This window comes from Streptomyces sp. MUM 2J, from assembly GCF_022414535.1.
In the GTDB taxonomy this organism is placed as follows: domain Bacteria; phylum Actinomycetota; class Actinomycetes; order Streptomycetales; family Streptomycetaceae; genus Streptomyces.
The window spans coordinates 21,236-37,004 of the sequence record NZ_JADWYM010000013.1 but is presented as its reverse complement, the minus strand read 5'-3'; the positions used below and the strand labels follow the sequence as shown (position 1 = coordinate 37,004).

Sequence of the window (15,769 nt, the reverse complement as noted above, 5' to 3'; positions counted from 1 at the left end):
TCACTCCTGCGCAGGGGGTTCGGTCAGCCTTCAAGCCTAGGGCCTGCGGCGGGCGGGCCGACGCGCGAGGGTGCGGTCACCGTGTGTGACGAGGCGGTCGGTCCGGCCGTCGCGAGCCGCTGCCCTCAGATCACCCTCGCGCCAGGCACCGGTCCCGCCGCCACCCGTACGGACCGGCACGTCCCGGACGCGTGCAGGGCCCGGGCCACCTCCTCCGCCGCCTCGGCGTCGCGCACGAGGTGGGCCGTCGTCGGGCCGGAGCCGGAGACCAGCGCGGCCAGCGCACCCGCGGCACGCCCCGCCGCGAGGGTGTCCGCCAGCTCGGGGAACAGGGACAGCGCGGCGGGCTGGAGGTCGTTGGTGAGGGCTTCGGCGAGCGCGTCCGGGTCGCCCTTGGCGAGCGCGTCGAGGACGTCCCGGGAGGCGACGGGCACGGGCACGTGCCCGTCCTGCGCCAGCCGGTCGAACTCGCGGAACACGGCCGGGGTGGACAGCCCGCGCGTGGCCATCGCGAACACCCAGTGGAAGGTGCCGCCGGTCTCCGCCTCCGTCAGCCTCTCCCCCCGCCCGGTACCGAGCGCGGCCCCGCCGACCAGGCTGAACGGCACGTCGCTGCCCAGCTCGGCGCAGATCTCCAGCAGTTCCTCCCGCGGGGCCCCGGTGCCCCACAGGGCGTCGCAGGCCACCAGCGCGGCGGCGCCGTCCGCGCTGCCACCCGCCATACCTCCGGCGACGGGGATGTCCTTGGCGATGTGCAGGTGCACGCGGGGCTCGCGGCCGTACCGGGCGGCGAGCGCCTCGGCCGCCCGCACCGCCAGATTCGTGCGGTCCAGCGGCACCTGCGCGGCGTCGGGGCCGGTGCAGGTGACGCGCAGGTCACCGGCGGGAGTGGCGGTGACCTCGTCGTACAGGCCGACGGCGAGGAAGACGTTGGCCAGGTCGTGGAAGCCGTCGGGGCGGGCTGCGCCCACGGCGAGCTGGACGTTGACCTTGGCCGGGACGCGGACGGTGACGCTCACTGCTGAACGGGCTCCTTGTGCTCGGCGATCCGCGCGAACTCCTCGACGGTGAGCGCCTCCCCGCGCGCCTGCGGCGACACGCCGGCCGCGACGAGCGCCGCCTCGGCCGCGGCGGCGGACCCGGCCCATCCGGCGAGCGCGGCGCGCAGCGTCTTGCGCCGCTGGGCGAACGCGGCGTCGACGACGGCGAACACCTCGCCCTTGGTGGCGGTGGTCCTCAGCGGCTCGGTGCGCCGGACCAGGGAGACCAGGCCGCTGTCGACGTTGGGCGCGGGCCAGAACACGTTCCGTCCGATGGCACCGGCCCGCTTGACCTCGGCGTACCAGTTGGCCTTCACGGACGGCACCCCGTACACCTTCGAACCGGGTCCCGCGGCCAGCCGGTCGGCGACCTCCGCCTGCACCATGACGAGGGTGCGTTCGATGCTCGGGAAGGTGTCGAGCATGTGCAGCAGGACCGGCACGGCCACGTTGTAGGGCAGGTTCGCCACCAGCGCGGTGGGCGGCGGGCCGGGCAGTGCGCCGACATGCATGGCGTCGGAGTGCACGAGCGCGAACCGGTCGGCCCGCTCCGGCATCCGCGCGGCGACCGTGGCGGGCAGCGCGGCGGCCAGGACGTCGTCGATCTCCACGGCCGTGACCCGCTCGGCCACCTCCAGCAGTGCGAGCGTGAGGGAGCCGAGTCCCGGGCCGACCTCGACGACCACGTCGTCGGGGCGGACCTCCGCGGTGCGGACGATACGGCGGACCGTGTTCGCGTCGATCACGAAGTTCTGTCCGCGCTGTTTGGTGGGGCGGACGCCGAGGGCCGCCGCGAGTTCGCGGATGTCGGCGGGGCCCAGAAGGGCGTCGGGGGCGGGGCTCGTGCTCACGGGACAAGAGTACGGGGGCCCTCCGACACCGCCGGACGCCGAGGCGGGGCGGGGGCCGGGTGCGGTGGGGCGACCGGGGAGGACGGGGCCCGGATGATCGGGAACCGGGGTGGTGGGCGGCCGGGATGCCGAAGGGGGCGGACGAGCCGTCAGGGGGGAGGGCGAGCGGTGAGGGGGTGCGGTGGGGGTGTCGGCGCTGCGGCGAGTGGGTTCCGGGGCGCGTCGGGAACCCCGGGGGCGCTCAGCCGTGCAGGCGCGCCCCGCAGTGGGGCCAGGGGCTCGCGCCCCGGCGCATGTAGAGCTTCTTCGCGCGGTACGTCTGCTCGCTCGCCGGCGCGTCCTGGGGCCGCCCGCGCCCGCCGAGACTCTGCCAGGTCCGCGTGTCGAACTGGTAGAGGCCGCCGTACGTGCCCGAGGAGTCGACCGCGTCCGGCCGGCCGCCGGACTCGCACGCCGCGAGCCCCGGCCAGTTGAGGCCGTCGGCGCCATGCACGGACGCCGGCAGCGGCTTCGTCCCCACCTTCACGACCTGTGTGCGCGGCTCCCGCACCACCTCGGTACCGGTGCGCCGCGGCTTCTGCTTCACCCCGTTGACGGTCCGCAGGGAGTACGTCACGCGCCGCAGTCCCGGCCGGCCGGCCCGGCCGACGGCCTCCGTGCCCTTGAACAGCGTGGGATCGGCGATGCGCCGCACCTCGAACGGGATCGGCTCCTCACGCACCTCCTTCGCCCCGGTGATCCGCAGCACGGTGATCGTCTGGCCGTCCCGGGGGAAGCTGCCGGGTGGGACAGAGGTGGCATCCTGCCCCCGCAGGGTGACGCCGGCCTCCTCGACCGCCTCGCGCACCGTGGCGGCGTTGGTGCGGAGGGTGCGTGCGCGGCCGTCGGCCATGACCGTGACGGAGCGCTCGGTGCGCACGTCCAGCGCGAGCCCCTCGCGCCCGATGCGCCGGGAGCGCGAGACGGAGAGATACGCGCCCTCCGCACGCACCCCCATCTGCTTGAGCGCCCCCTCCACGGTGTGCGCCGTCGTCCACACCTCGCGCTGGTGGCCGTCGATGGTGAGCCGTACGGGGCGGCCGTAGTGGACGACGATCTCGTCCCCACTGCGGAGTTCGGCGCGCGGGGCGGGCGCGACCACGTCGTGCGCTCCCACCGTCAGTCCCTCCTCCGCGAGCAGTTCGGTGACGTCGTCCGCGAAGGTGTGCAGAGTGCGCGGTGCGCCGCCGTCGACGCTCAGCTCGATCGCCTTGTCCTTGGCGACGAAGGTGGTGGCGCCGCCGGCGAGGAAGGCGACGACCAGCGCCTGGGGCAGCAGACGGCGCACGGTACTGTCCGGACGCTCGGCATGTCGGGTCCGGCGCCGGCGCGCGGCACGCCGATTCGCTCCGGCGCTCGCAACGGGCGCGGGCGCCCTGCCCTCCTCGGGCTCCTCCACGCCCGCCGGTCCGTCCGGTGCGGGGGCGGGGCGGACGCTCCCCGCCTGGCGCGGCAGCGACCTGCCGGACGCCTCGCGGGCCACGCGCGCCGCCGGTTCAGCGCGACCCCCGCGCTGCTCGTACGCGGGCCGGTAGGTGTCCTCGTGCTCCCCCGCCCGGCCCGAGGCGCCGTACGACTCGCCGTACCCGAGCGTCTCCGCGGTGTGCGGGTCGAAGGGGTGGGCGAGGGGGGTCTGCGGATCGAGGGGGGCGTATGTCCGCGTGTACGCCTGTCCGCCGTACGCCGACTCGTTGTGCTGCGAGTTGCTCACGCCGACACGCTCCAGGGGTCCGGTGATCCGGAGGGTCCACGGGGATCCGGATCGGGCCCACAGAACCTAGCGGAGCGACGGTTACTCTCCAAAGCGGCACGACTACGGAAGGTCGCCGCCGGGAGGCGGGGCGGCGTGTGGACCGCCGGGCGGGCGGCGGGAGCCGGCTCTCAGTAGCCGAAGGCGCGGGCGGTGTTGGCGGCGAGGGCCTCGGCCAGAGCGTCCTCACCGATGCCGCGGACGGCGGCCATGGCGCGCACCGTGACCGGGACGAGGTACGGGGCGTTGGGCCGCCCCCGGTAGGGCGCCGGTGTCAGGAACGGCGCGTCGGTCTCCACGAGGACCAGCTCCCGCGGCGCCACCGCGAGCGCGTCGCGCAGGTGCTGCGCGTTCTTGAAGGTGACGTTGCCGGCGAAGGACATGTAGTAGCCGGCGCGGGCACAGACCTCGGCCATGTCCGCATCGCCCGAGTAGCAGTGGAACACCGTGCGGTCGGGCGCGCCCTCCTCCTTGAGGATGCGCAGGACGTCGGTGTGGGCCTCGCGGTCGTGGATGACCAGGGCCTTGCCATGCCGCTTGGCGATCTCGATGTGGGCGCGGAAGGACCGTTCCTGCGCGGCCTTGCCCTCCTCGCCGGTGCGGAAGTAGTCCAGCCCGGTCTCGCCGACGCCCTTGACCTGGGGCAGTGCGGCCAGGCGGTCGATCTCGGCGAACGCCTCGTCGAGCGCCGCGTCGCCGCCCGGCTCCCGGGCGCCCTGCCGCGACCAGCCGTCGGGGTCGCCGTGGACGATGCGGGGGGCCTCGTTGGGATGCAGGGCGACGGCCGCGTGGACGGCGTCGTGCTGCGCGGCCGTCCGTGCGGCCCACTGCGAGCCCCGGACGTCGCAGCCGACCTGGACGACGGTCGTCACGCCCACGGACGCGGCCTTGGCCAATGCCTCCTCCACCGTGCCGGACTGCATGTCGAGGTGGGTGTGGGAGTCGGCGACCGGCACCCGGAGGGGTTCCGGCAGGGGCGGGGCTTCGGCGTGGGAAGGCATGCCCCCGATCCTACGGAAGGGGCATGCCCGGCCGGGGCGGCGAGCCCTCAGCCCGCCTTGCGCTGGAAGACGTGCAGGAGATCGGAGAGGTGCCAGTGGTGGCCCTCCGCCGACTGCGACTCCGCCACGGGCAGCTCCGAGGCCGCGACGGGCGCCTCGACCGGCCCGGCCTGGGGCGCCGGCCTGCGCAGGTGTCCCTGTGCGCCGCGCACCGACGCCACTCGCCCGGCCCGCATGATGCGCACGACGTGGTTGTCGCAGTTCTGGCAGAGCGGCCGCCGGAGCGGCGACGGCACGATCCGGTCGTCCGCGACGTAGATCACGTACTGGTGGCCCTCGGCGTCCGTGTGGTGCTCTATCGCGTACGACTGCTCCCAGCCGTGCCCGCAGCGCATGCAGGCGAAGGAATACGACTCGTGGACGACGGCGGTGGCACCGGCCCTCAGGCCGGTCTGTCCTGCGCTCTCACTCATGCCAGCTCCTGTTTGTCCGCTGGGACGAGGGACACATGCGTCCCGTCATCCAGTGGATGCCTCGGACCGGCGTGAATGCACGCGGTCTGTCGAGTGTTGGAGCCGATTTGGGCATTCCTTGCCAAAAGGGTGCCGGCGGCCGGAACCGCTTTGCCTTTTCCGGCCGCTTTTTGCTCACCGATGGGGCGCCCGCTCAGCCGAGATGCGTCCTGCTCAGAGGCGGTTCCGCGCTCCTGGCGGCGCCTGCGCTGCGGCGTGCACCCCTCGGCGCGATCTCTGCGCCGCACGCCCGGCGCCCACACCCCCGCCGCACGCCCCCCAGCCCGGGCGTACGGCTCCCGCCCTCACGCCCCGCTGGTCCGCCCCGCGTTCACGCCCCCGCCTGCTTCGCCGCCACCACCGCGTCGAACACCTCCCGCTTCGGTACGCCCGCCTCCACGGCCACGGCCGCGATGGCCTCCTTGCGGCGCTCGCCCGCCTCCTCGCGCACCCTCACGCGCCGCACGAGCTCCTCGGCGCCGATCTCCTCCGGGCCGTGCGCCGGCGCACCCTCCACCACGACGGTGATCTCCCCGCGCACGCCCGCCGCAGCCCACACGGCCAGCTCGTCCAGCGGGCCGCGGCGCACCTCCTCGTAGGTCTTGGTGAGCTCCCGGCACACGGCGGCGCGCCGCTCGCCGCCGAAGACCGCGGCCATCGCGGCGAGTGTGTCGTCGAGGCGGTGCGGTGCCTCGAAGTAGACGAGGGTGCGGCGCTCCTTGGCGACCTCCCTGAGCCGGGACAGCCGCTCACCCGCCTTGCGCGGCAGGAACCCCTCGAAGCAGAACCGGTCGACGGGCAGTCCGGACAGGGCGAGCGCGGTGAGCACGGCGGACGGTCCGGGCACGGCCGTGACGCGGACGTCCTTCCCGACCGCCGCGGCCACGAGCCGGTAGCCGGGGTCGGACACCGACGGCATTCCGGCGTCGGTGACGAGCAGCACACGCGCGCCGCCGAGGAGTTCCTCGACCAGTTCCGGGGTGCGGGCGGACTCGTTGCCCTCGAAGTACGACACCACGCGCCCCCGGGGCGTCACGCCCAGCGCCTGGGTCAGCCGCCGCAGCCGCCGCGTGTCCTCGGCGGCGATCACGTCCGCGCCGGCCAGTTCCTCGGAGAGCCGGGGCGGTGCGTCCTGGACGTCGCCGATGGGGGTGCCCGCCAAAACAAGGGTTCCAGTCACCCCCCCATCCTCCCAGGGCCGTCCCAAACCAGCCGCATCCGGACCCTTACCGCCGGGGCACGGGACTCCCACAGACGGGTTCCCTACGATGGCGCGGTGACCAGTACCGCGTCCTCCATGGACACCCGGCAGGGCCAGGCACCCCACGACGCGCAGCCGACGTGGCAGCGGCGGCTGCGTCGTTTCGGCTATTCCGCACAGCCCGTCGGCGATGTGCGCGCCCGGCTCGTCCCGCCGTACGCCGCGCCCGGCGCACGGCTGTGGCAGGTGCTGAGCATCCCGCCGGGGATCGCCGGCCGTGTCGCACGCTGGTCCGGCTGGGGTGGCCCACTGCTGGTGACGCTCCTGGCGGGCGTGCTGCGGTTCTGGAACCTGGGCAGCCCGCACGCGGTGATATTCGACGAGACGTACTACGCCAAGGACGCCTGGGCCATCGTCCACCACGGCTTCGAGGTCAACTGGGACAAGGACGTCAACAAGCTCATCCTCGACTCGGGGGGCCACGTCACGCTGCCGTCGGACGCGGCGTACGTGGTGCATCCGCCGGTCGGCAAGTACGTCATCGGACTGGGCGAGCTGATGTTCGGGTTCAACCCGTTCGGCTGGCGGTTCATGACCGCGCTGCTCGGCACGCTGTCCGTGCTGCTGCTGTGCCGCATCGGGCGCCGCCTGTTCCGCTCCACCTTCCTCGGCTGCATGGCCGGGGCGCTGATGGCGGTCGACGGCCTGCACTTCGTGATGAGCCGCACCTCCTTGCTCGACGGGGTGCTGATGTTCTTCGTGCTGGCCGCGTTCGGCTGCCTGCTGGTGGACCGGGACCGGGCGCGAGAACGGCTGGCCGCCGCGCTGCCCGTGGACGAGGACGGCAGGGTGCGCCCGGACGCGCAGGTGGCCGACACGGTGTTCCTGGGCTGGCGGCCGTGGCGCTGGGCGGCGGGCCTGATGCTGGGCCTGGCCATCGGCACCAAGTGGAACGGCCTGTACATCCTCGCGGCGTTCGCCGTGATGGCGGTGGTGTGGGACGTGGGTGCCCGCAAGGTCGCCGGCGCCCGCCATCCGTACACGGCCGTCGCCCGGCACGACCTGGGCATCGCGTTCGTGGCCACGGTGCCCGTCGCGATCGTCACCTACATCACGTCCTGGATCGGCTGGATCCTGTCCCCGACCGACGGCAGCGGCGGGTACTACCGGAACTGGGCCGTCACCGACGGCAGGCACAGCGGCTGGTCGTGGCTGTTCCCGGACTGGTGGCGCAGCCTGTGGCACTACGAGCACGAGGTGTACGAGTTCCACGTCAACCTGCACTCCCCGCACACGTACCAGTCGAACCCGTGGAGCTGGATCGTGCTGGGCCGGCCGGTGTCGTACTTCTACGAGTCGCCCGCGCCCGGCAAGGACGGCTGCCCGGTGGACGCCGGCGAGAAGTGCGCGCGAGAGGTCCTCGCCATCGGCACGCCGCTGCTGTGGTGGGCGGCGTGCTTCGCGCTCCTGTACGTGCTGTGGCGCTGGGCCTTCCGCCGCGACTGGCGGGCGGGCGCGATCGCCTGCGGCGTGGCGGCCGGATACCTTCCCTGGTTCCTCTACCAGGACCGGACGATCTTCCTCTTCTACGCGGTGGTCTTCGTGCCGTTCCTGTGCCTGGCGGTGGCGATGATGATCGGCGCGATCGTCGGCCCACCGGGGACGAGCGACACACGACGCGTGGCGGGCGCGGCGGGCGCAGGCATGCTGGTGCTGCTGATCGCCTGGAACTTCGTCTACTTCTGGCCCCTGTACACCGGCACCGCGATCCCCATCGACCAGTGGCGGTCCCGCATGTGGCTGGACACCTGGGTCTAGCTGGACAGGCACCCCGCGAGGGCGCGGCAGGCTGCCGCGCCCTCGCGTCGGTGTTGGTCGTTACCGACCTCGCCGGGACGTGCGACTGCACCGGTGCCCAAGGCCATCGCACCCACCACACCGCCCGGACGGTTCCTCGACACGTACACGACGAGGTTCATCACCAACAGATCCCGGGGGGCGATGCGGCGCACGACCATGCTGCTCACAGCCGTTCTGCTGGCCAGTCCTACTGCCTGCGGAAGCAGGGATCACGCCCGCTGCGCCGCCGCGGATCCGAGGTCCGTACCGCCTGCCCGCAGGGATGACCGCTACCTCAGATCGGTCACCGGCCTGTCGTACACCGTTGGCAAGCCGACCGATCAGGAGCTTCCTGAGCGGGCAGACGGGCTCGTTCATGTTCGCGTGCGCCGGGGGGGGCTTCACTGCGCTGTCAGCCCAACGCTCCACCACTTGAACGAGGTTGGAAAAGCTCATGGGCCCGAACGCCGTGATCTCCATCCGGAATACCAGAGCGGCACGTCATCGCGTCCGTGCTGCCGGACGCCGGACGCCGGACGCCGGACGCCGGTGAGAGCATCCGGGCCCTGAGTTCCCACCTCGGTCACGCCGACCCGGGATTCACCCTCCGGACCCACACGCACCTCATGCCGAACCCCCTCGACCGGTTCCGGTCGCGGATGTGGCTCGACACCTGGGTCTGACCCGCTTTGGGGCGTTGTCCTGATCTCCATTCGGACACCATGGGGCAACCTTCCTCACAGGTCCCCCGCCCGCCACCTACAGTGCGAAGGGACCGGCCGGCGGGGGACCGCGGCCCACGGGGGAGACGACCGACGGGGAAAACGGGGAGGAAGCGCGTCATGCGCAAGGGAGCGAAGGCCGCGATAGTCGGCACGGTGTTCACCGCGATGGTGGGCGGTGCCGGGTACGGGGCGTACAACTTCGTGTCCGCGCTCAACGAAGGCGGCAGCGGGGCGAGCGGCCCCGCGCCGGTGAGGACCGGGCCGCCGAGCGCCGACGAGGTGAAGGAGACCACGAAGGCCTTCTTCACGGCATGGGAGAAGGGGCAGGCGGCCAGGGCGGCGTCGTACACGGACAACGCTGCCATGGCGGAGCCACTGCTGACGTCGTACGGCGGCAGCGCCCACATCAAGGATGTGACGATCACACCGGGGGCGGTGAACGGCTCCACGGTGCCGTTCACCGTGAAGGCGACGGTGTCGTACGAGGGGAAGTCCAAGCCGCTCGCCTACTCCAGCAGCCTGCACGTCGTCCGCGGGGTCACCACCGGGCGGCCGCTGGTGGACTGGCGGCCGTCCGTGGTGCACCCGGACCTGAAGAGCATGGGCGACACACTGGTGACCGGCGCCTCGGCCGCGCCGCCGATCAGGGCCGTGGACCGCGACGGCACGGTGCTGACGAAGGACAAGTACCCCTCGCTCGGCTCGGTCCTGGACCAGTTGCGTGCGAAGTACGGCGACTCCGCCGGCGGGACGCCCGGCGTCGAGCTGACGATCCGCCACTCGGACCCGGACGCCGCCGACACCACGGTGCTCACCCTCGCCGAGGGCAGGGCCGGCGAGCTGCGCACGACGCTGAGCGCGTCCGTGCAGGCGGCGGCCGAGCGGGCGGTGCAGAAGTACCCCCAGTCGTCGGTGGTGGCCGTCAAGGCGAGCACCGGTGAGGTGCTGGCGGTCGCCAACCATCGCGAGGACGGCTTCAACGCCGCGTTCTCGGGGACGGTGGCCCCCGGCTCCACCATGAAGATCATCAGTGCGGCCACGCTCATCGACAAGGGGCTGACCAGTGCGAACGGGCCCGCACCCTGCACCGAGAACGCTCTGTGGGAGGGGCAGACCTTCCGCAACTACCGGGAGATGACGGACGAGGGCGCGACACTGTCGCAGAGCTTCGCCCGCTCCTGCAACACGGCCTTCATCAAGTACGTGGACGACCTGGACGACGACTCGCTCACCCGGGAGGCCACCGACCGCTTCGGCCTCGGCCGCAACAACTGGCAGACCGGGATCGCCTCCTTCGACGGCAAGGTCCCGGCCGTCAGCGGCCCCGACAAGGCCGCCGCTCTGATCGGCCAGGGACAGGTGCAGATGAGCCCGCTCAACATGGCGTCGGTGACGGCGACCGCGATGACGGGCGCGTTCCACCAGCCCGTGATCGTGCCGCAGAGCCTCGACGGCCGGGAGCTGGCGCAGGCGCGCGGACTGTCGTCGAACACCGCGCAGCAGCTGCGCGGCATGATGCACCGCACCGCGACCAGCGGCACCGCGGCCGGCGCCATGTCCGGACTGGGCGGGAGGATCGGCGCGAAGACCGGTTCGGCCGAGGTCGACGGAGCGGCGCGGACCGACAGCTGGTTCACCGGCTACCGCGACGGCGTCGCCGCCGCGGCCATGGTCCAGCACGGTGGCCACGGCAGCGATGCGGCCGGTCCGGTCGTCGCGGCCGTGCTGCGGGCCGCAGGCTGACGTCCCCCCGAGGACGGGACCTAGGCTGGTCGCCGTCGTTGGGGTGCGTGAGAACGACAAGGGCGCGAGGGCGCGGGGGCACGGAGCCCTGGGGATTGCGAAGGAACGGTGGCAGTGGGCAAGAGAAGACGCGTCGACCAGCGACGCAGAACCAAGCCGGCCGTGGTGGGCGGCGTGCTCGCGGTGGTGGTCGGCGGCGCCGGCGCGTACGCGCTGTACGGCGGCGGTGCCGCGGCCGACGACCGTACGCCCACCGCCGCTGCCGGCCATGCGAAGGCCGTGGGAACCGGCCCGCTGTCCGCGGCGGAGGTCACCTCGGCCGCGCAGACGTTCCTGACCGCCTGGCAGCAGGGCCGTCTTCCGCAGGCGGCGTCCGCGACCGACGATCCGCAGGCCGCCACCGCCCTGCTGACGGGGTTCGTCAAGGACGCCCACATCGAGAAGGCGACGTTCACCGCGGGCACGCCCACGGGCGGCAAGGTGCCGTTCTCGGTCAAGGGCACGGTGAGCTACGGCGGCGTCACCAAGCCGCTCTCCTACACCAGCGCGCTGACCGTCGTCCGGCGCACCGGTGACGGCGAGCCGGTCGTCGACTGGCACGCCGCCGTGGTCCACCCGGATCTGCGGGACGGCGACACCCTCGTCACCGGCGAGTCCGGCACCCCGCCGGTGAAGGCGCTGGACCGCCACGGCGGCGAGATCACGGCCGCCGAGTACCCGTCCCTGGGCACCGTCCTGGACGGGCTGCGCGAGAAGTACGGCGAGAAGGCCGGCGGCACGGCCGGTGTCGAACTGCGGGTGGTCCGGGGCAAGGACGCGAAGGCGAGGAAGCTCTCCGACAAGACGCTCCTGGAGCTGAGCAAGGGCACGCCGGGCACGGTGCGGACCACGCTGAGCCCGGTCTACCAGGCGGCCGCAGAGCAGCAGGTCGCGAAGTGGTCGAAGGCGTCGGTGGTGATGGTCCGCCCGTCGACGGGGGAGATCCTCGCGGTGGCGAACAGCGGCCACGGTTTCAACGTCGGGTTCCAGGGGATGCTCGCGCCCGGCTCCACCATGAAGATCATCACGTCGTCGATGCTGATCGAGAAGGGTCTGGGGTCGGCCGACAAGCAGCACCCGTGCCCGAAGACGTTCACCTACGGCGGCTGGAAGTTCCACAACGACGACAACTTCGAGATCAAGGGCGGCACCCTCAAGGCGAGCTTCGCGCGTTCCTGCAACACCGCCTTCATCAGCCAGGCCCCGAAGCTCGGCAACAGCGACCTGACCCGGCAGGCGCAGCAGGTGTTCGGCCTGTCGATGGACAACTGGGCGATCGGCGTGCCGTCGTTCGACGGCTCGGTGCCGGTGCAGTCGGCGGCACCGATGGCGGCCTCGCTGATCGGGCAGGGCGGGGTCCGGATGAACCCGCTGAACATGGCGTCGGTGGCGGCGACAGTGAAGTCCGGCCACTTCCACCAGCCCTACCTCGTCTCCCCCGACGTCGACCACCGCACGCTGGCCACCGCCTCGCGCTCGCTGTCGGCCTCCACGGTGGCGCAGCTGCGCGAGATGATGCGGTTCACGGCGTCCTACGGCACGGCCGCCCAGGCCATGCGCGGACTCGGCCCGGACTCCGGTGCGAAGACGGGCTCCGCGGAGGTCGGCGGGCAGGAGAAGCCCGACGGGTGGTTCACGGCCTACCGGGGCGATCTCGCCGCAGCCGGCGTGGTGCAGGCGGGCGGGCACGGCGGCGACACAGCAGGACCGATCGTGGCGTCACTGCTCCGGATGGGCGGTTGAGCGGGCCCGGCGGGACGACGGCCGGTGCGCGGGCCGGGCGAAGGGGCGAGAGCCCGGAGGGCCGGGAGGCCCGACACGGAGGGGCCCGGTAGCGGGGGCCGGGAAGCGGACGGCCGGCCGGGCGGGCGCTGCCGTGGGTGCGTGGTCGATGGGCACCCTAGGCGGCCAGATAGGTCCGGCGCAGGAAGCCCAGGAGCGCCTTCGACTCGAACTGGACGACGGACACGCCCTGCGAAGAGTGGAACTCGACGACGGCCTGGACGCGGCCGCAGGGCCACACCCGGACGGAGCCGGTACCGACCGGGGCGCGCAGCCCCTGCTCCAGGAGGGTGCGGGCGACGGTCCATTCATGGGTGCCGGGGAGACCGAACCGGATGGAGCGGGGATCGTCGGGGTCGTATTTGAGAACCACCGGTACGGCCGGCGATTCCTCCTCGAAGTCGTCCGTGACGATGTGGGCTCGCGCGTACTGCTCGACTACAGACATCGTCCGGCCCCTTACCCTGAGTGGCCTACGCGGAAGCTGTGCATCCGCTACCTCTCCAATGTCGCACATTTCCCGGAACGCGCCCCTCGGGCCGTGACATCCCCCACGGCGGCGACAAGCCTCTCGCTCTTGCAACCTGTTCGCATTAAGCCACTATCATCGAACGGTGCATGTGCCTGACGGATTCATCGACGCCCCCGTCTCCGCGGCGACCGGTGTGGTCGCCGCCTCCGCCATCGCCGTGAGCCTGCGCGGCGCACGGCGGGAACTGGACGAAAGAACGGCGCCCCTGGCCGGACTGGTCGCGGCGTTCATCTTCGCGGTGCAGATGCTGAACTTCCCGGTGGCCGCCGGAACCAGCGGACATCTGCTGGGCGGGGCGCTCGCGGCGATCCTCGTCGGCCCCTTCACCGGCATCCTGTGCGTCTCGGTCGTCCTGCTCGTGCAGGGCATCCTCTTCGCCGACGGCGGGCTGACCGCCCTCGGCGTCAACATCACCGACATGGCGATCGTGACGACGGTCGCCTCGTACGCCGTCTTCCGCCTGCTGGTGAAGGTTCTGCCACGCTCCCGCCGGTCCGTTTCCGTCGCCTCCTTCGCCGCCGCGCTCGTCTCGGTACCCGCGGCGGCGGTCGCCTTCACCCTGATCTACGCGGTCGGCGGCACCACCGACGTCCCGATCGGCAAGGTCGCCACCGCGATGATCGGCGTGCACGTGCTGATCGGCCTCGGCGAGGCCGCGATCACCGCCCTGACGGTGAGCGCCGTGATCGCCGTGCGCCCCGATCTCGTGCACGGCGCGCGCGGCCTTCAACAGCGCCTGAAGCTGCGCGTGAACGGCGTACTCGTGGACACGCCCGCGTCGGCGGGGGCCCGCACGGCACCTGCCGCGGCGCGCACCTCCCGGCGTGCGCTGTGGCTCACCGGCCTGGTCACCTCGCTCGTGCTCGCCGGGTTCGTCAGCTTCTACGCCTCCTCCAGCCCTGACGGCCTGGAGAAGGTCGCCGCCGACCACGGCATCGACCAGAAGGCCGCGGGGCACGCCGCGGCGGATTCCCCGCTCGCCGGCTACGGCGTGAAGGACGTCGCCGACGCGCGCCTGTCCGGCGGGCTGGCCGGTGTGATCGGCGTGGGCGCGACGGCGGTGGCGGGCAGCGCGGTGTTCTGGACCGTGCGCAGGCGGCGCACGCGCCACACGTCACCCGCCTCCACCGCCGTGGAGAGCTCCTGAGATGGGCGCCGGGCACGCGCACCGGCTCTACCGGCACGGTCACACGCCGGTGCACGCACTGCCGCCGCACACCAAGCTGGCCGCCGTGTTCGCCTTCGTCGTCGTGGTGGTCTCCACGCCGCGGGAGGCGATGTGGGCGTTCGGCCTGTACGCCGTCCTGCTGGGCGTCGTCGCCCGCTCCGCGCGCGTGCCGGCCGGCTTTCTCCTCAAGCGGCTGCTGATCGAGGTGCCGTTCGTCGCGTTCGCCGTGCTCATGCCGTTCGTGGCGGAGGGCGAGCGGGTGGACGTACTGGGGCTGTCGCTGAGCGTCAACGGCCTGTGGGGAGCCTGGAACGTGCTGGCCAAGGGCACCCTCGGTGTCGCCGCCTCCGTTCTGCTGGCCTCCACCACCGAGTTGCGCGAGCTGCTGCTCGGGCTGCAGCGGCTGAAGCTGCCGCCCCTGCTCGTGCAGATCGCGTCCTTCATGATCCGCTACGGCGACGTCATCACCGACGAGATGCGGCGCATGCGGATCGCACGCGAGTCGCGCGGCTTCGAGGCACGCGGCGTGCGCCACTGGGGCGTGCTCGCGAAGTCCGCCGGTGCTCTGTTCATCCGCTCCTACGAGCGCGGGGAGCGCGTGCACCTGGCCATGGTCAGCCGTGGATACGCCGGCACGATGCCGGTGATCGACGAGGTGACCGCCACGCGCACGCAGTGGTCGTACGCGTTCGCCCTGCCGTTCGCGGCACTGATCGTCTGTCTGCTGGGATGGTTCCTGTGACACCTTCTCTGGAAGTGGCCGGTCTGGCCTTCGCCTACCCCGACGGGCACCAGGCGCTGTTCGGCGTGGACTTCGGCATCGGGCGCGGCGAGCGGGTCGCGCTGCTCGGCCCGAACGGCGCCGGCAAGACGACCCTCGTCCTGCACCTCAACGGGATCCTCTCCGGCGGCACGGGGACGGTGACGGTGGCCGGGCTGCCCGTGAACAGGCGGAACATGGCGGAGATCCGGCGCAAGGTCGGCATCGTCTTCCAGGACCCCGACGACCAGCTGTTCATGCCGACGGTCCGCGAGGACGTCGCGTTCGGGCCGGCCGCCGCCGGACTGAGGGGGCCGGAGCTGGAGAAGCGCGTGGACCGGGCTCTGGCGCAGGTCGGCATGGCGGCGTTCAAGGACCGCCCGCCGCACCATCTGTCCTTCGGGCAGCGCCGCCGCGTGGCGGTGGCGACGGTCCTGGCGATGGAGCCGGAGATCCTCGTCCTGGACGAGCCCTCCTCCAACCTCGACCCGGCCTCCCGCCGGGAACTCGCCGACATCCTGCGGTCCCTGAACGTCACCGTGCTGATGGTCACCCACGACCTGCCCTATGCCCTGGAACTGTGCCCGCGCTCGCTGATCCTCAGCGACGGCGTGATCGCGGCGGACGGGACGACCGCCGATCTGCTCGCCGACGACGCGCTCATGCGGGCCCACCGTCTGGAGCTGCCCTTCGGCTTCGACCCGCGCTCCGTGACAATGGGCGCGTGACGCAACTGGAGGAAGAGGGAGCCGAGGGGGCGGAGAAGGCCGGGAACCCGGCCAAGAGC

13 protein-coding genes and 1 pseudogene are annotated in these 15,769 nt (G+C 72.6%); 7 read left to right on the top strand and 7 right to left on the bottom strand.

Features of this window, described 5'->3' with window-relative positions; genetic code table 11:
- Positions 1–125 precede the first annotated feature (125 nt).
- From I3F54_RS13975 to rsmI, 6 genes are all read right to left on the bottom strand, one after another.
- Entirely contained in the window at positions 126–1,019 is an 894-nt protein-coding gene (locus I3F54_RS13975) for a 4-(cytidine 5'-diphospho)-2-C-methyl-D-erythritol kinase (RefSeq protein ID WP_240119054.1), read from the bottom strand.
- Positions 1,016–1,891 carry a 16S rRNA (adenine(1518)-N(6)/adenine(1519)-N(6))-dimethyltransferase RsmA gene (gene rsmA / locus I3F54_RS13970; protein WP_240119053.1) on the bottom strand — a complete coding sequence of 292 codons (876 nt, stop codon included), beginning with the start codon at positions 1,889–1,891 and terminating at the stop codon, positions 1,016–1,018. Before rsmA ends, I3F54_RS13975 begins: the two co-directional genes overlap by 4 nt.
- Positions 1,892–2,132: 241 nt before the next feature.
- Complete coding sequence (locus I3F54_RS13965; RefSeq protein WP_240119052.1) at positions 2,133–3,641, bottom strand: resuscitation-promoting factor; 1,509 nt, start codon at positions 3,639–3,641, stop codon at positions 2,133–2,135.
- A 170-nt stretch (positions 3,642–3,811) separates the two neighbouring features.
- Entirely contained in the window at positions 3,812–4,681 is an 870-nt protein-coding gene (locus I3F54_RS13960; RefSeq protein WP_240119051.1) for a TatD family hydrolase, read from the bottom strand.
- A 47-nt stretch (positions 4,682–4,728) separates the two neighbouring features.
- The gene (locus I3F54_RS13955; RefSeq protein WP_240119050.1) at positions 4,729–5,154 is read right to left on the bottom strand and encodes a hypothetical protein; all 426 of its coding nucleotides are present in this window, start codon (positions 5,152–5,154) and stop codon (positions 4,729–4,731) included.
- Positions 5,155–5,524: 370 nt separating this feature from the next.
- Positions 5,525–6,373: a 16S rRNA (cytidine(1402)-2'-O)-methyltransferase gene (rsmI, locus tag I3F54_RS13950; protein WP_240119049.1), complete on the bottom strand. Its 849-nt coding sequence runs from the start codon at positions 6,371–6,373 to the stop codon at positions 5,525–5,527.
- 96 nt (positions 6,374–6,469) lie between these two features.
- On the opposite strand from rsmI, the gene I3F54_RS13945 reads away from it, so the two are divergent.
- The 4 genes and pseudogenes from I3F54_RS13945 (at position 6,470) to I3F54_RS13930 (ending at position 12,483) form a co-directional block, all read left to right on the top strand.
- The gene (locus I3F54_RS13945) at positions 6,470–8,212 is read left to right on the top strand and encodes a dolichyl-phosphate-mannose--protein mannosyltransferase (RefSeq protein ID WP_240119048.1); all 1,743 of its coding nucleotides are present in this window, start codon (positions 6,470–6,472) and stop codon (positions 8,210–8,212) included.
- Positions 8,213–8,727: 515 nt separating this feature from the next.
- A pseudogene (locus I3F54_RS13940) lies at positions 8,728–8,916 on the top strand (hypothetical protein); the annotation flags it as partial.
- Between the two features lie 159 nt (positions 8,917–9,075).
- Positions 9,076–10,701: a penicillin-binding transpeptidase domain-containing protein gene (locus I3F54_RS13935; RefSeq protein ID WP_240119047.1), complete on the top strand. Its 1,626-nt coding sequence runs from the start codon at positions 9,076–9,078 to the stop codon at positions 10,699–10,701.
- A gap of 114 nt (positions 10,702–10,815) precedes the next feature.
- A complete protein-coding gene (locus tag I3F54_RS13930; protein ID WP_240119046.1) occupies positions 10,816–12,483 on the top strand; it encodes a penicillin-binding transpeptidase domain-containing protein in 1,668 nt (555 codons plus the stop codon).
- Between the two features lie 157 nt (positions 12,484–12,640).
- On the opposite strand, the gene I3F54_RS13925 is transcribed toward I3F54_RS13930, so the two are convergent.
- Entirely contained in the window at positions 12,641–12,970 is a 330-nt protein-coding gene (locus tag I3F54_RS13925; RefSeq protein WP_240119045.1) for an SsgA family sporulation/cell division regulator, read from the bottom strand.
- A gap of 166 nt (positions 12,971–13,136) precedes the next feature.
- Here I3F54_RS13925 and I3F54_RS13920 point away from each other — a divergent pair, with 166 nt between their 5' ends.
- From I3F54_RS13920 to I3F54_RS13910, 3 genes are read left to right on the top strand one after another with little or no spacing between them, the layout of a single operon-like run.
- Positions 13,137–14,201 carry an energy-coupling factor ABC transporter permease gene (locus I3F54_RS13920; RefSeq protein ID WP_240119044.1) on the top strand — a complete coding sequence of 355 codons (1,065 nt, stop codon included), beginning with the start codon at positions 13,137–13,139 and terminating at the stop codon, positions 14,199–14,201.
- A gap of 1 nt (position 14,202) precedes the next feature.
- Positions 14,203–14,964: a cobalt ECF transporter T component CbiQ gene (cbiQ, locus tag I3F54_RS13915; RefSeq protein WP_240119043.1), complete on the top strand. Its 762-nt coding sequence runs from the start codon at positions 14,203–14,205 to the stop codon at positions 14,962–14,964.
- Complete coding sequence (locus tag I3F54_RS13910; RefSeq protein WP_240119042.1) at positions 14,952–15,710, top strand: energy-coupling factor ABC transporter ATP-binding protein; 759 nt, start codon at positions 14,952–14,954, stop codon at positions 15,708–15,710. Before cbiQ ends, I3F54_RS13910 begins: the two co-directional genes overlap by 13 nt.
- Positions 15,711–15,769 lie beyond the last annotated feature (59 nt).

What these genes read in the sequence shown, in the direction of transcription:
- I3F54_RS13960 (WP_240119051.1), bottom strand. Translation starts at nt 4,681, where the DNA reads ATGCCTTCCCACGCCGAAGCCCCGCCCCTGCCGGAACCCCTCCGGGTG.
- I3F54_RS13955 (WP_240119050.1), bottom strand. Translation starts at nt 5,154, where the DNA reads ATGAGTGAGAGCGCAGGACAGACCGGCCTGAGGGCCGGTGCCACCGCC.
- I3F54_RS13935 (WP_240119047.1), top strand. Translation starts at nt 9,076, where the DNA reads ATGCGCAAGGGAGCGAAGGCCGCGATAGTCGGCACGGTGTTCACCGCG.
- I3F54_RS13925 (WP_240119045.1), bottom strand. Translation starts at nt 12,970, where the DNA reads ATGTCTGTAGTCGAGCAGTACGCGCGAGCCCACATCGTCACGGACGAC.
- cbiQ (WP_240119043.1), top strand. Translation starts at nt 14,203, where the DNA reads ATGGGCGCCGGGCACGCGCACCGGCTCTACCGGCACGGTCACACGCCG.
- I3F54_RS13910 (WP_240119042.1), top strand. Translation starts at nt 14,952, where the DNA reads ATGGTTCCTGTGACACCTTCTCTGGAAGTGGCCGGTCTGGCCTTCGCC.